14 protein-coding genes are annotated in these 14,786 nt (G+C 65.9%); 6 read left to right on the top strand and 8 right to left on the bottom strand.

Annotated elements, in window-relative coordinates; genetic code table 11:
- The first annotated feature begins 48 nt into the window (after positions 1–48).
- On the top strand, positions 49–324 hold the full coding sequence (crgA, locus tag M5J20_RS07850; protein ID WP_253578249.1) for a cell division protein CrgA: 276 nt from the start codon (positions 49–51) through the stop codon (positions 322–324).
- Here crgA and M5J20_RS07845 read toward each other — a convergent pair.
- From M5J20_RS07845 to M5J20_RS07830, 4 genes are all read right to left on the bottom strand, one after another.
- Positions 321–1,016, bottom strand: coding sequence for a rhomboid family intramembrane serine protease (locus tag M5J20_RS07845; protein WP_253578247.1), 696 nt, complete (start codon positions 1,014–1,016; stop codon positions 321–323). The genes crgA and M5J20_RS07845 overlap by 4 nt on opposite strands.
- A gap of 83 nt (positions 1,017–1,099) precedes the next feature.
- Positions 1,100–1,621, bottom strand: coding sequence for a peptidylprolyl isomerase (locus tag M5J20_RS07840; protein WP_253578245.1), 522 nt, complete (start codon positions 1,619–1,621; stop codon positions 1,100–1,102).
- Between the two features lie 33 nt (positions 1,622–1,654).
- A complete protein-coding gene (metE, locus tag M5J20_RS07835; RefSeq protein ID WP_253578243.1) occupies positions 1,655–3,913 on the bottom strand; it encodes a 5-methyltetrahydropteroyltriglutamate--homocysteine S-methyltransferase in 2,259 nt (752 codons plus the stop codon).
- Between the two features lie 25 nt (positions 3,914–3,938).
- Positions 3,939–4,904 carry a methylenetetrahydrofolate reductase gene (locus M5J20_RS07830; RefSeq protein WP_253578241.1) on the bottom strand — a complete coding sequence of 322 codons (966 nt, stop codon included), beginning with the start codon at positions 4,902–4,904 and terminating at the stop codon, positions 3,939–3,941.
- A gap of 270 nt (positions 4,905–5,174) precedes the next feature.
- Here M5J20_RS07830 and M5J20_RS07825 point away from each other — a divergent pair, with 270 nt between their 5' ends.
- A complete protein-coding gene (locus tag M5J20_RS07825) occupies positions 5,175–6,146 on the top strand; it encodes a hypothetical protein (protein WP_253578239.1) in 972 nt (323 codons plus the stop codon).
- Positions 6,147–6,536: 390 nt separating this feature from the next.
- Here M5J20_RS07825 and M5J20_RS07820 read toward each other — a convergent pair whose 3' ends face one another.
- A complete protein-coding gene (locus M5J20_RS07820) occupies positions 6,537–7,538 on the bottom strand; it encodes a putative endonuclease domain-containing protein (protein ID WP_253578237.1) in 1,002 nt (333 codons plus the stop codon).
- Between the two features lie 72 nt (positions 7,539–7,610).
- Complete coding sequence (locus tag M5J20_RS07815) at positions 7,611–8,171, bottom strand: TetR/AcrR family transcriptional regulator (protein WP_253578235.1); 561 nt, start codon at positions 8,169–8,171, stop codon at positions 7,611–7,613.
- Positions 8,172–8,275: 104 nt separating this feature from the next.
- Between M5J20_RS07815 and M5J20_RS07810 the strand changes: the two genes are divergently transcribed.
- From M5J20_RS07810 to M5J20_RS07800, 3 genes are read left to right on the top strand one after another with little or no spacing between them, the layout of a single operon-like run.
- Entirely contained in the window at positions 8,276–8,860 is a 585-nt protein-coding gene (locus M5J20_RS07810; RefSeq protein WP_253578234.1) for a P-loop NTPase family protein, read from the top strand.
- Complete coding sequence (locus M5J20_RS07805; RefSeq protein ID WP_253578232.1) at positions 8,857–10,950, top strand: YhgE/Pip domain-containing protein; 2,094 nt, start codon at positions 8,857–8,859, stop codon at positions 10,948–10,950. The genes M5J20_RS07810 and M5J20_RS07805 overlap by 4 nt, the downstream gene beginning before the upstream one ends.
- A 2-nt stretch (positions 10,951–10,952) precedes the next feature.
- Positions 10,953–11,417: a hypothetical protein gene (locus M5J20_RS07800; RefSeq protein WP_253578230.1), complete on the top strand. Its 465-nt coding sequence runs from the start codon at positions 10,953–10,955 to the stop codon at positions 11,415–11,417.
- On the opposite strand, the gene M5J20_RS07795 is transcribed toward M5J20_RS07800, so the two are convergent.
- Together M5J20_RS07795 and M5J20_RS07790 are read right to left on the bottom strand one after the other, a co-directional pair.
- Positions 11,389–13,680, bottom strand: coding sequence for a hypothetical protein (locus tag M5J20_RS07795; RefSeq protein ID WP_253578227.1), 2,292 nt, complete (start codon positions 13,678–13,680; stop codon positions 11,389–11,391). The two genes, M5J20_RS07800 and M5J20_RS07795, sit on opposite strands and share 29 nt — an antisense overlap.
- 419 nt (positions 13,681–14,099) lie before the next feature.
- Positions 14,100–14,462, bottom strand: a complete 363-nt coding sequence (locus M5J20_RS07790) for an ArsR/SmtB family transcription factor (RefSeq protein ID WP_253578225.1) — start codon at positions 14,460–14,462, stop codon at positions 14,100–14,102.
- 81 nt (positions 14,463–14,543) lie between these two features.
- On the opposite strand from M5J20_RS07790, the gene M5J20_RS07785 reads away from it, so the two are divergent.
- Positions 14,544–14,666, top strand: a complete 123-nt coding sequence (locus tag M5J20_RS07785) for a hypothetical protein (RefSeq protein ID WP_302467801.1) — start codon at positions 14,544–14,546, stop codon at positions 14,664–14,666.
- Positions 14,667–14,786: the final 120 nt, after the last annotated feature.

The raw sequence follows: 14,786 nt of genomic DNA, 5'->3' as shown, positions 1-14,786 counted from the left end.
CCGGTGTTACCATAGCGCCAGTTCCCCGCGAAAGGATTTGATCTTCCCATGCCCAAGGCGAAAGTAACCAAGGACGCTGCCCGCCCGGTCTCTTCCACCTCCACCGGCGCGAACCGCACCCCGGTGAAGATCAACACCGGCGGCACACCGGTCTGGTACAAGGCCGTCATGTTCGGCCTGATGATCTTCGGCTTGGCCTGGCTGCTGTTCTTCTACATCGCCGGCGACCAGGTCGCGTTCGTGGCCGAGCTCGGCCCGTGGAACTACGCCATCGGCTTCGCGGGCATCATTCTGGGCCTGATGATGACGATGGGCTGGCGCTAAAGCCCGTACATCGTCGTCGAGGGGATCGTGAGCACCCACACCGCGACAGCCCCCAGCACGAGTCCCGCGAGCGCACCGGCCCAGCGGACTTTCACGCTTGCCGACGTCAGGAACCACCCCATCAGTGCACCGAACACCAGCCCGCCCGCGTGACCCCAAAAACTCACGTTGGCCGCCATGAGCGTGTAGGCGATGTTGACCAGGATGAGCGCGATGGGAGCGCGGAGATCAACGGAACGTCGTAAAGCAATGGCCACGAGCATGGCCATGAGCGCGTAGAGCGCGCCGGATGCGCCCGCGGTGGGCACCGTGAAGTTGAACGCGAGCACCGCGGCCGAGGAGCCCAGCACGCTAGCCAGGTACGCCACCGCGTAGGGGCCGGAGCCGACGTAGCGCTCCACCTCCGCACCCACGAAGATCAGCATCATCATGTTGAGGAACAGGTGCGTGATGTCGAGGTGCATGAACCCAGCCGTCAGCGGGCGCAGGTAGCCGAGTCCCTCCACGAGAGGGCCCCACAAAATCATCGCCTCGCCCAAGGGCGAGGCCCACGCCACGTCCGTGAGCGAGCGCGCCTGCAGCGCCATAATCGCGAAGACCGCCACGCAGATCGCGGCGATGGCGCCGGTCACTGGCGCGCCGCGCAGCGACGCGCGGATTACAGAATCGGGGCGGGAGTACCTGGCGGCCATGTGTGCCGAATGTACCCGCTTCGCGCGCAAAAGCCCCAGCGGGACGTTACCGTCCCACCGGGGCTCGCTGTGCAGGTGAGGGCTTAGTTGACCTCGACGGACTCGATGACAACGTCCTCGACCGGGCGGTCCATGCGGCCGGTCTGCACGTTGGCGATCTCATCCACAACCTTGCGGGAGGCCTCATCGGTGACCTCGCCGAAGATGGTGTGGCGGTTGTTCAGCCACGGGGTGGCGTCCACGGTGATGAAGAACTGGGAACCGTTGGTCCCCGGGCCGGCGTTCGCCATGGCGAGCAGGTACGGGCGGTCGAAGGAGAGCTCCGGGTGGAACTCGTCCGCGAACTGGAAGCCCGGGCCGCCGGTGCCGGTGCCGGTCGGGTCACCGCCCTGGATCATGAAGCCCGGGATGATGCGGTGGAAAATCGCGCCGTCGTAGAACGGGCCCTCGTTGGAGCCGGAGGCGTTCTTGGTGGAGTACTCCTGCTCGCCGGTGGCCAGGCCGGTGATGGTGGCCACCGTCTTCGGAGCGTGGTTGCCGAAGAGGTCGACAACAATGTCACCGTGGTTGGTGTGGAACGTAATCGTCTGCGTTTTCTGAGTCATGCGTTCCACCCTACGCGATTCCGCGGCTGGGCCTTACAGGCCCGCGGCCACCTCGTCGCGGGCGGCGACCAGGTTGCGCAGGCTCGGCTCGACCTCGGCGTAGCCGCGGGTCTTCAGGCCGCAGTCCGGGTTCACCCAGAGACGCTCGGACGGGACGTTCTCCAGCGCGGCCTTGATCAGGCCGACAATCTCCTCCTGGCTGGGCACGCGCGGGGAGTGGATGTCCCACACGCCCGGGCCGATCTCGGAGTGGAAGGTCTCGTCGATGTCCTCGAGCAGCTCCATCTTGGAACGGGCGGCCTCGATGGAGGTCACGTCCGCGTCCAGGCCGGCGACGGCGTCGATGATCTGGCCGAACTCGGAGTAGCAGAGGTGGGTGTGGATCTGGGTCTCCGGCTTCGCCTCCAGGGCCACCAGGCGGAAGGCGCGGACGGCCCAGTCGAGGTAGGCGGGGCGATCGTCGGCACGCAGCGGGAGCAGCTCGCGCAGCGCGGGCTCGTCGATCTGGATGACCTGAATGCCAGCCTCCTCGAGGTCGCGGACCTCGTCGGCGAGCGCGACGCCGATCTGGTCGGCGGAGAGGGACAGCGGCACATCGTCGCGCTTGAAGGACCACGCGAGGATGGTGACGGGGCCGGTGAGCATGCCCTTGACCGGCTTCTCGGACAGGGACTGGGCGTACTTCGCCCACTCCACCGTCATCGGGGCCGGGCGGGACACATCACCCACGACGATCGGCGGACGGGTGCAGCGGGAGCCGTAGGACTGGACCCAGCCGTTCTCGGTGACCACGAAGCCGTCGAGCAGCTCCGCGAAGTACTGCACCATGTCGTTGCGCTCCGCCTCACCGTGCACCAGCACGTCGAGGCCGATCTCCTCCTGGAGCTCGATGACGTTCTTGATCTCGGTCTTGAGCGCCTCGGTGTACTGCTCGTCCGTCAGCTCGCCGGCCTTGTGGTCGGCGCGGGCCTTGCGGATCTCCGGGGTCTGCGGGAAGGAGCCGATCGTGGTCGTCGGCAGGGCCGGGAGGCCGAGCTGCTCTTCCTGCACCTTGTTGCGCTCCGCGAACTCCGGCTGGCGCTGCACGGCGCCGGCCGGCAGGGCGTTCACGCGGGCCTCGACGTCTGCGTTGTGGGTGCGCTCGGACTCCGCGCGGGTGCGCACGGCGCGGTCGGAGCGGGCGAACGCCTCGGTGGCGTTCTCCTCGCCTGCGACCAGTGCCTGGATCTCGGAGATCTTCTCGTCCGCGAAGGACAGCCAGTTGGCCACGTCCACCGGCAGGTTCTTCTCGGCGTTGAGGGTGTGCGGCACGTGCTGCAGGGAGGTGGAGGTGGAGACGTGCTCGGCGCCGAGCTTCTGAAGGATCTCCGCCTTCAGGCGCAGGTTGGCGGCCCACACGTTGCGGCCGTCGATGAGGCCGGCGACAAGGGTGGTCTCCGGGGCGTGCTCTGCGACCTGGGCGCGGACGCGCTCCGGGTAGCCGGAATCCTCGTCGAGGGTCCACGGAGAAAGGTCCACGTGCAGCGCCTCCGGGGCGAGCTTGGCCAGTGTGGTCAGGCCCTCACGAGTCGCGCCGTACGGGGTGGTCAGGTAGACGCTCGGGCGGTTCTCCTCGCCCAGCAGCTTGGACCACGCCTGCTCGGTGAACTTCGCCAGCTCGGCATCCGGGGTGGAGAGGTCGGCGACCAGGGCCGGCTCTGCAACCTGCACCCATTCCACGCCGGCTTCCTTCAGGGCGGCGAAGACGGCGGCGTACGCGTCGGTGAGCTTGTCCAGCAGCGACCACTCGGCCGGCTTGGACAGCGCGATGAGAGTGACCGGGCCGACCAGGTACGGGCGCACGGTGTGCCCGGCTTCTCGCGCTTCGGCGACCAGCCGAAGCACGCGCTCCGGGGCCGGGGTAATGTCCTGGTCAGCGGCGATTTCCGGCACCAGGTAGTGGTAGTTGGTGTCGAACCACTTGGTCATCTCCAGCGGCACGCGCTCCGCGTTGCCGCGGGCGAGGGCGAACTCCTCGTCCAGGTCGGTGCCGCCCGGGATGAGGCCCACGGTCAGGCCGGTCTCCAGCACCTGGTCGTAGTAGGCGACGTCGGCCGGGATGGCGTAATCCTCGGTGAGGCCGAGGTCGCGCAGGTGGTTGTAGTTGTCAATGCGCAGGGCACGCGTGGTGGAGCGGAACGTATCTGCGTCGATACGCCCTGCCCAGTAGGACTCCAGCGCGCGCTTCAGCTCGCGGTTCGCGCCGATGCGCGGGTAGCCCTCGATTGTGGCTTTGGGAAAGGGTGCGGTCATCTTCTCTTCCTTTTGTCAGTATTAATTACGGCTGCTGGATGCCAATGCGCCCGAGCAGGTCCCGCGTCACCGCGAGATTGTTGTGCGTATACACGTGCAGCCCGCCGGTGCCGGCCCGCAGAATGGTGCGCGCCAGCTCCGCGGACAGTTCCATGCCCACCTCGTACTCTTCCTCCGGCGTGCCCGCAGCACTGAGCTTTTCGACGACAGTCTTAGGCACCTCAAGACCCGACAACTCACCCATGCGCTGCACGCGCTTGAGGCTGGTCATCGGCATGATGCCGGGGATGAGCGGGATGCGCACACCCGCCAGGCGGGCCACATCCACGAACTCGAGGTAATCGGCTGCGTCGAAAAACAGCTGCGTGATGGCGAAATCCGCGCCGAGGCGCTGCTTCGCCAGCAGCACGTCCAAGTCCTCGTCGAAGTTCTTCGACTCGGCGTGGCCGGACGGGTAGCACGCCACCGACAGCGCGAGCTTGCCCGCCGCCAAGTGGAACGCCTGCTCCTCCTGCACCTCGTTGATGAGGTTCAAAAGGTCAGTCGCGTGCTGCAGGTAACCCTCCGGCAACGCGGTCTGGCCGGGCTGCAGGTCGCCGCGAAGGGCGAGGAAGCCGCGAACTCCGACGTCGATAAGCTCGCGGATCCAGCCCTCAAGCTCCGCCTTCGTGCCCGCCGTGCACGCGAGGTGCGCGATGGGACGCAGGTCGGTGGTGCTGGCGACGCGCTCAATCAGCGCGGAGGTACCCTCCAGCCAATCGCTGCGCATGGAGCTGGTCACCGCGACGTAATCGGGGTTGTAGGCGGCGAGGCCGGCGATGAGCTCGTCGAGCAGCGCGGTATCGGCCCCGTGGCGCGGCGGGATCAGCTCGAAGCTGAGTGCCGTGCGGGTGCCGCGGCGCCGCTGGCTCGGTGTGCTCTGAAATGCCTCTTCGGGGCTGTCAAGGGGTGCCGAAGCAGACAGCCGCGTCGGGGCAAGGTTCCCACGCATGGAAAACATGGCCTTTCGCTCGTGTGTGTCTGGCCGGGCTCGGCGCTTGACGTCAACCGTTGAAAAACGGTGGTTTGAAATCTATTGCCCGGGGTTCTGCGACACAATGTACCGTGCTGTCTTCCTTTGGTTTTCGCAGGCAGCTCGGTTTTTCGACGTGAATATTAAGCGGGTTTCTGAACCGCTCTGTCCATTTATTTCCGACCCCGATTCCTGCAATTTCAGTAGGGTGGGGCGACAAACCACAACGCACGACGAAATGGAGACCCCATGAACCCCGCAATCAAGCTCGCACTCAAAGGTGCCACCGGCGCTTACGGCCTTTACCGCACGCTCGACGACAAGAAGCAGCGCGAGGTCTACGACGCACTCCTCGGCTCCCTCAAGGACGGCAAGCTGGAGAAGGTAGCCAAGGATGCCGGCATCGACGACCTCGAGGACCTGTACGAGACTGCCCGTGAGCAGGCCGGCGACCTGACCCGCGACGCTCACGCCCGCCTCGACCGCCGCCGCGCCGCGTTCGCAGCCACCGCCCCGGACCGCAAGGCCCGCCAGGCTGCGCTCAAGGCGCAGATCAAGTCCTACGAGAACGACAAGAAGGGCGGCGCCGGCAAGGTCATCGGCGGCATCCTCGCCGCAGCCGGCACCGCAGCCGCGGCGTGGGCAGTGTGGGAGTACTGGCTTTCCGACGTCATCGACGAGAAGACCTCCAAGGACAGCAAGAAGACCACCAAGAAGTCCACCTCCGTGAAGTTCACCGCCCCGGCGGCGACCCGCACCGAGACCGATAAGTCCGGCAAGTCGACCCTCGTGTACTCCACCCGCACCGGCGATGCTTCGGGCACTACTCACGGCACCGCCGCTGGTACCGGTGTTAAGGGCTCCGGTGTTACCGCAGGTACCGCGGACGCCGCCGCTGGCCGCCGCGTGTCCAACGACCCGAATAACGACATGCGCCCGAAGGCCGCCATGCCCGGCTCCGCCGGCCCGCTCGGCGAGGAGCCCGCAGACCGCGACGAGCACCTGCTGACCTCCATCGACGAGCAGCTGACCACCCTCGACACCCTCGAGGACAACCAGCGCCAGGCCACCTCCCCGACCCACGGCGACTCCGCACGCAGCGATGTCCTCGGCGACACCGGCTCCGGCCGCCGCTCCGACAAGGTGTCCGACGCCGACACCACCTTCGGCGCCTCCGGCCGCCACGAGCTCCGCAAGGACCAGGACGACGCCAAGAAGTAAGGGTTGAGGCGGTCCTCGCGGTCGCCTTTGAGCACCGGCACCGCCCGCCGGTACGCCACCGGTACGCCACCGGCACCCTGGCCCAGAAAGATTCTGCAGAATCTTTCTGGGCCGCACCCATTTCCCCAGGTCGCTACATTTGCTGACAAACTGTCGGAAACGGCGAGGCGGCGGAGCAGCAGTGAGTGCTCTGACATCAACCTCACGGCCGCTCCGAGACCCCCGGGCCGCCTGCCGGCACGCCGCCGGCACCCAGGCCCAGAAAGATTCTGCAGAATCTTTCTGAGCCGCACCCATTTCCCCAGGTCGCTACATTTGCTGACAAACTGTCGGAAGCGGCGGGGTACCTGGCACCAGCGGTGGGGTACCTGGCAGGAGCGGCGGGGCACCCTACGGCGTTGCTTCCTTGCGTCGGGAAGCAAGCCGTTTCTCGATGACGCCTGGCAGCCGTTTCGGAAGGCCGGGAAGCGTCCCTTCGGAGAATCGGAGGGATAGCCAGTCCTCCCCGATTACGCTGAGGTCGATTTCGCTGTCCTTGTCGCGGCGGTCTTTTGTCCAGTGGTGGGCGCCGTCGAACATGATGCCGATCTTCAGCTCAATGATCGCGAGATCGAAGCGGGTGATGTGCTTGTCGTCGATGAGCACGGGAACTTGCTCGGAGAGTACGAGGCCGAACCCGTCGACTACCGGTTCGGCCAAGAGCCGCATCTCGGTTTCTTTCGGCGAGTCGGCCAAGGCGGACGAGGTGATGATCACCTGCGTGAGCCACCTCATGTCGATGCGGCCTGGTCCGGCGCGCAAGATGTCGGCGCTGTCGACGCCGAGTTGATTGCGAACTGCGTCGACAAGCTGGACGGCGCGGATGAATGTCGCGCTGTGCTCGGGTGTATCGACTACCTTCCATTGGACGTCCTCTTTCCTCAGCGCTGCAAGCGCCTGGACTACTGCAAGTCCCGGCGATGCGATGGAAACCGGTGCCCCGCAGACTTCCACTTGCCAAAGGTGTTTGCGCGGCGGCTGCCACCGGAGCACGGCGGGGGCGCACGCGCTGGCGGGCCGGTTGGCGGTAACCAGATCGGTCATGAGCACTGTGTCGGTTCCCTCGACGAGAAACTCCAAGCCGTAGAGTGCCAGCGCAGCGAACCCGCCGACGGTGAAGTTGGGGTTGGTGAGCGCATGCGCCGCCGCGCGGAGCGCAGCCGGCACCAGATACGCGATGCCGCAGGGGTGCGCACGCTGGTGGTATGTGGCCAGGCCAGCGTCGAGAAGCCCGTTGTTGTGCACCCCGAAACGACTATTCACCTGGTAGAACCCGGGAGGCAGGCCGGACGCCGGGACGGCCAAGAGCATGTCGGCATTAACGCGCATGCCGTTGTGGAGGGAACGTGTCATACGTATTAGACGCGCCCGCGCCCGCGCCGGTTCCATCGCCAGCGCAATCGCCCGCGCAATCGCCCGCGAGAACTACTCCCGCACCCTCCAGGACACCAGCAGGTGACGCACGAGGCGTTCGCGCACGTCGGGGAAGAGGGCGGTGAGCTGGGCATCCATCGGCCGCGTGACGACGATCAGTTCAGACGCCAATTCAATCGGCTGCACGCCCGGGTCTATGAGCCCGTGTTCGGCGGCCTTGGCGAGGAGCACTTCGACGTCGGCGAAGAAGCGGTCGCGCTGCTCCAAGACCTCGGGGGCGACGCTCGGCAGGTCGGTGACCAAGGCACCGACGAGCATGCCCACGCCGAAGTCGGCGAGGCGCCACACGAAACTTTCCCACTTGCCTTGGGGGTCGGTGTCGAAATGTTCGAGGGTCTCGGCGAGGAAGTCGTCGAGAAACTCGATCAACCCGAGCGCGCAGGCCTGGCGCAGGTCGGAGCGCCGCGGGAAGTGCCGGTACACGGTGGCGATGCCGACGTCGGCTTCGGCGGCGATGCCTTCCATGGTGACTTGGGAGGCTGGGACGGTGCGGTAGAGCTCCATGGCGGCGGTGATGATTTGGGCGCGCTTTAAGCGGGCGTCGGCACGCAATGGAAGCCTCCTTCCCGGCGGAAATTTTGACAGGATTGCTATGGGCGAGGATGATAGCGCCTGAATTAAGTGATAGCCAATCCTCCGTTTTGGAGCAAATACCAATGCAACCTGTACTTATCGCGCGCGATCTCGTGGCCAATGAGGGCGATACCCCGGTCACGCTCGAGGTCTACGACGGCCTCACCATCGTGCAAACGAAGCGCGAATCCGGCGGCTCCACGCTGTCGATGGCGCTCGCCGGGCGCTACCGTCCGCACTCCGGCACCGTCGAGGGCCCGGGGTTCAAGGGCATCGCGCTCGCCGGCGTGACGCTGATCGATTCGCTGGAGCGCCAGGTGCCATCCCGCGAGGCCATCCGCGAGGAGGTCGTGTGGGCGCTGCCGTTCTTCTCGCGCACGCCGCGCCGGCAGAACATCATGGAGCACAAGTTCGTCGAGCCGTGGCTCGAACCGCTGCAGCTGACGAACTTCGACCCCGACCGCACCCCCGGCGAGCTCGGCGTGCTGGAGCGGTTCCGCCTGCGCATCCTGCTGGCGCTCATCTCGCGCCCGAATGCTGAGCTGCTTATCGTTGACGATATTGACCAGATCAAGAAGATGTCGCTGCGCAGTGAGCTGTTGGCGGATCTGGAGAACGTCGCCAAGCATGTGCCCGTACTTGTGACCACCGTGAACGAGGAGCTATGAGCGGACTGCACCTAGGAACCAACTTCCGGAAGTTCGGTCACGGCAAGCTGCCGCCGCTGGCGCTGATCGTGATCATTTTGCTGCCGCTGCTGTTCGGCGGCTTGTTTGTGTGGAGTTATTACGACCCGCTGGGCAACTTCAACAAGGTGCCGGTCGCGCTGGTGAATTCCGACGAAGGCGAGGCCGGCCAAGAGGTGGTGGACGCGCTCCTGGAGGAAGACCCGATGGAGTTCCACGTCGTCAGCGCCGAGGAGGCGCGCGAGGGCGTGGGCTCCGGCAAGTATTACCTGGCCATGGAGATCCCGACGGACTTCACCGAGGCTGCGACCAGCGTGAACTCGGACCACCCGCGGCAGGCGAAGATCAACGTCGCGCTGAATGAGACGAACGGCTTCATCCCCACCATGCTGGGCAACGTGGCCACCCAGTCCGTGGCCAACGCGGTGTCCAACACGGTCGGCGCGAAGGTGGTTGACCAGCTCTTTGTGGGCTTCAACACCATCGGCGAGGGCATGGACGCCGCCGCCGAGGGCGCAGAGAAGCTTGACGACGGTGCCGGTGCCGCCCGCGAAGGCTCCGAGCAGCTCGGCGAGGGTGCCGGCAAACTTGACGGCGGCCTGCAGGAGTTCAACTCGCAGCTGCAGAAGATGCCGGGTGCGGCCAACCAGCTCGATGAGGGTGTGGGCCGCCTGCAGAGCGGCGCGCAGGAGCTGGGCAACGGCATCAGCACCGCGGCCAGCGGTTCCCAGCAGCTGGCCGACGGCATGACCAAGCTCAAGGGCGGCACGGACCGCCTCGGCGCGGGCGCGGCGCAAATCGCCGGCGGCGTGGACAAGATCACCGGCGTGGCCGGCCAGCTGGGCCAGGCGCAAGCGGCGGTGCAGAACATCGACGCGAACCTGGCGAATGTCATCGCCGACCTCGACGCCTCCCCCATCCCGGGCACCGAGATCCTCGCGCAGCAGGCCCGCGACGCCCGCGCGCAGCTCAACGGCTCCGCGCTCAGCGCCCTGGCCGGCAACGACCTGGTGGGCCAGATGATCCAGCTGCAGAACGGCGCGCACGAGCTGGCGAATCAGCTCCAGGACCCGGCCAGCGAGTACCGCTCCGGCGTGGACACCGCCACGAGCGCTGCGCAGCAGCTCGCGGCCGGTCTCGCGCGCCTGCAGGAGGGCTCCGGCACGCTGCTCGCTGGCGTGACGGAGCTGAAGAACGGCACGTCCCAGCTGGTGGTGGCGGCGAACACCGCCTCCGACGCGTCCTCCAAGCTCGCCGCTGGTTCGAACCAGCTGGTCGTGGGCCTCGGCGACCTCAACAGCGGCTTGGTCCAGCTTTCCGACGGCACCGGCGAGCTCTCCATGAAGCTTTCCGACGGCGCAGCCGAAGCCCCCCGCTGGGAGGGCGACCGCCTCGACCAGGCCATCGAAGCCGCGTCCGAGCCGGTGGTGGCGCACCACGTCGGCGACGAAGTGACCTACTTCGGCAAGGGCCTGTCCCCGTTCTTCCTCTCCCTGTCGCTGTGGTTCGGCGGCCTGATCATGTTCATGGTCATGCCGGCGCTGAACCGCCGCGCGATCGACTCCGCCGCCCCTCGCGCCCGCGTGGCCATGAACACGCTGACCCCGGCGTTCATCATCGGCTTCTTCCAGTCGCTGGCACTGTGGATCGTGCAGGTGTTCATGCTGAAGGTGGAGCCGGCGCACCCGATCTGGCTGCTCATCGTGCTCGTCGGCGTGTCCTGGGCGTTCATCACCGCGATTTATTCACTCAACGCGGTGTTCGGCCAATCCATCGGCCGCCTGATCACCATGGCGCTCATGTCGCTGCAGCTCGTCGCGTCGAACGGCCTCTACCCGCCGGAAGTCCAGCCGAAGCTGATTCAGTGGGTGCACACGGTCGACCCGATGCGCTACTCCGTGGACCTCGTCCGCTTCGCCCTCTTCGGCACCACGGCCACCGACCCGCGCATGCACTTCGCCCTCTTCGTCCTCGTTTCCATGGCCGCGGTGTGCTTCATCATCTCCTGCATTGCCCTGCGCATCATCCGCGAGATCCCGCGCAAGGACGTCCACCCGGAGATCGCCGTCTAGCCATGGTCCGCCGGGTTCGCGCTCTCGGCGCTGCGTTGCTTGTTGGCGTCGGCACGCTCGCGGCTCCGGCGCAGGCCCAGCCGTGGGTGCCCAGCTGCGCCCCGATCGAGGTGATCCAGGCGGCCGGCACCGGGTTCTCGCACTCCTGGCACCCCTCCGCGCGCACCACGCTTTTCGACGACGGATCCTCCCCAGCCCACGATCTCCAAGAGCGCTTCGGTGCCGCACGCGTACGCCATTACCAGGTGAAATACCCGGCGACGCTCGGGCGGTTCAACGCGTTTGGCGCCCGCGCCAACCCCTCACTGGTCGCCGACGCCCAATCCGCCGGCGATTTCGGACCGCAGCACTTCGCCTACTACAAGCTCGGCTACACCGACGACTTCTCCGTTGGCGGCCGCACGGGTTACGGCTACGCCCTCGACTGGACCAGCCAGGTCATCGACGGGGTGCTGGCCGGGCGGTAGGTGGGGCGGGAACCGCCGGCGCAGCGGGAGCGGCCGGAGCCGCCTGCCCCAGCTTCTTCTCCGCCTGCTTCGCTTTGCCCTTGTCAATCGCGTTCTTAATCATCTGCGACGACGTGTGCTCGCCGTACCCGCACGCGCGCATAGTCAGATCGCCCGCGACCAGCCCCAACGCCAGGAGGGCCAACGCCCCGACGCCGGCGCCGATGAGTTCGTCGTTGCGCCTGTGGAACGCGGCTTGGGCGTTGGCGGCGGTGCGGGCGCCGCGATCGTCGTAAATGCCCAGCCCCTGCTGAGCCTGCGCGTTGAGGCGTTGCAGCGCGCCGTTGAGTTGATCGTGCAGGAACTCGAGGCCCGGCACGCGCACCTGCGCCAGAATCCCCAGCGGGATGAGCAGCAGCAGCGGCGCGGAGAAGCCGACCAGCGACGCGATGCACTTCGGATCGAGCGAACTACCCGCCGCATTCCCGCTTTCCGACGCTTGGTCCACCGTCACCGTCACCGTATTCGTCACCTCGATGCCGCCCGCACCGGTCCAGGTGATGGGGAGCGGGCCGGTGATGGGGGTGCCGTCGAGACGCGTGATGGTCCAGGTGCCGTCACCATTGTCGACGATGCGGAAACCCGTGCCGTCGCCAACCTTCAGCGTGCCGCCGGTGCCGGGGACGCGGACGGTGATGGTGCCGTCGGGGCCGGTCGAGATGATGTCGATGGTGCCGCCCTGGCCCGGAGCCCCGCCTGGAACGCCACCGGGCGTGACGGTCTCGGTGCCGGAAGCCGGTTTCTCGTCGATGATCGTCGCCCCGCCAGGACCACCAGAACCGCCTGGGGCGCCGGTGCCTTCCCCAGCACCGGCCGGCGGGCTCACGATCGTGATGGTGTAGCGGTTGACCGGGTTGCCGTTCGGGTCGCGTTCGGTGATCACCACGGTGCCGCTCGCGCCCGGCTTCACCGTCACGATGCGCTGATTTCCCTGCTCAGTGATGGTGACCACATCCGGGCGATCAACGTGCAGAGTGTTGCCGGGCGTGATGGTGAACTCGATCTTGCCGCCGGGGGCGACGTTGAAGAAATGATCCACAACCGCGGGAATCGTGGTCACCGCGCCGCCGGTCGCGGGGGGCTGCACCAGCGTCAGCGTGTATCGGACTTCGACGCGGCCGCGTGCGTCACGACCCTCAATAACAATCTGACCGGTCGCACCCGGTTTGGGTTGGATGGTCCAGGTGGTTGGGGTTTGGGTGATCGTCGATAAGCCTTCGCCCGCAACGAGCACCAAGTTCGAGCCACGAATGTCCAGCTTCTGTCCGCTGTGGATGTTGTAGCTGTACTCGGAGACGCGCGCGGGCACGATGGTGAGCTCGTAGCGAGCCAGCGCGCGGCCCGACGCGTCGCGCTCCTCCAGTACGACCAGGCCGTTCGACCCCTGGCGCGGCGCGAGCACCCAGCCGCCCGCGGTGGGCTGCAGCGGGAAGATCAGGTCACCGCCGGAGATGATCGTGAGCGTGTTCGTGCTGGTCCCGTGCTTGATCACGGCATCTTGGCGGTCGTGGATGGTGAGGTTGTGCGTGACCACCGCTGGTGCGGGCGCAGGGTTCGGGTTCGGCTGCGGGTTCGGGGCACTGTGCGTATCGACGACAGTGATCTTGTGCCGGTACGTATTCCCCCACTCATCCTTGACCTCGACGATCGCCAGGCCACCTACGCCCGGGTTCGCCGTGACGGTGAGGTTGTTGGCGTTCGTACGACTCGCCGTCACCGTGATCAGGTCGCCGCCCTGCTTGACAACGTGGCTGCTGCCCTGCGGGATATCCAGCGTCTCGCCAGACTTGAGCTGGTGGGCGGTTTCTGTGGTTCGCGTCTGGACGACGATGCCTCGCCGAGACTCCCACTTGCGGCCGGTCGCATCTGAGAAGACGATGAGCAACTCTTTACCGTCAGCCCCCGGCTTCGGGGAGATCTCTACCTTGTCGCCAGCGTTGCGAATCGAGACGTACGTAGGGAGCGAGCGGGAAGCTAGATCCAAAACCTCGAAGCTTGTTGCCCCCTTTGGGAATGGAACCGTCTTGACCCCCTTGCCCATTTCGAAAAGCCAGAACTCGTTGTCGTAATCGACCACCGACCCAAGCTCGGTGCTCACCGAATCACTGGCGAGAACGAATCGGTTGGCTGGGTGCGTTGGTACTGCACCGGGGACTGTGGTGAGAACAACGGAGCTGGCGATGGTCGCGGCGAGGATCTTCTTCTTCAGACTGACGGTGGCCACGGGGGTTCCTTTCATCGCGCGGAGTTCACGCGCGGGGGATCTTGGGATTCAACAACGTGGTTGGCTGTACCCTTCGACCGGCTACGACACGCCCGGCACCGAGGATTCATACCGTGAGCAAACATTAAGCTAAGGTGCCTATTAGGTCGCGCCAAGTGTTTACTCATGGCTCGCTAGGCGGAATTGGTACGCGGCATCGACCAAGATCGAGCTCCCGTCCACCAAGCATTAGTGCAGCTCAAAAGGTCGAACTGCGGATGCACTCGGCTACCTCCAGCGTCGCCAATTTGCCCCCTCGCCGCGCCCCCGAAAAGGGGAGAGCCTGTCCGCGTGCCCCTCGTACTGAGATTTAACTAAACGAGACCCAGGTGAGACTTAAAAAGCCCCGCAACTCCCCGCTCGAACCACCCGCCCGAGAATCAATCCATCTGCAACACGGTCCGCAGCTCCGCGAACACCTCGGGGCGCACGTGGTGCACGACCATTTTGCCGAGCCGGTTCTTCTCCAACAGCCCCACTTCGGTGAACTTCTTGAGGTGGTGGGAAACCGTCGGCTGGCTCAGCCCGGTCCGTTTTGCCAACTCACTTACGCTGATGGGTTCGCATCCGTCCTGCGCCACCTGGGAGAGCAACCGCAGCCTACCGGGATCGCCGAGCACTTTGAACATCGCGGCGTAGCGCTCCGCTTCGTCGATCGAGAGCAAACCGGTGCCGAGAGAGCAGCACGCCTGATCGTTGTCCGGCAGGGCCGCGTTTCCCTCCGTCACGCTCCGATCACCCATTCTCTACCTCCTCACATTGACCAACGTCAATATACACGGTAGCTTTGCTATTGATTATCGTCGATACGTAAAGGTCTCTTCATGGCATCGCAAACACCAGCCCGGCAGCCGTCGTCAGGCTTGTCGTTCCTCGACCGTTACTTGCCCATCTGGATCCTCATCGCCATGGCGCTTGGTCTCGGTCTCGGCCACATGCTGCCGTGAAGCGTCCTGGGTTTAGTTCCGATCGTTTCTAGAGGAGGATTGGATCATGCCTAGGAAGTTCAGTGACGAGTTCAAGGACAAGGCGGTGCGCTTAGCCGAGGAGCTCCTTGAGCTTGAGGG

It is taken from the genome of Corynebacterium stercoris (genome assembly GCF_024160105.1).
Lineage (GTDB): Bacteria > Actinomycetota > Actinomycetes > Mycobacteriales > Mycobacteriaceae > Corynebacterium > Corynebacterium stercoris.
Note: the sequence above shows the minus strand (reverse complement) of the source record. Positions and strands in the feature narration are given on the sequence as shown.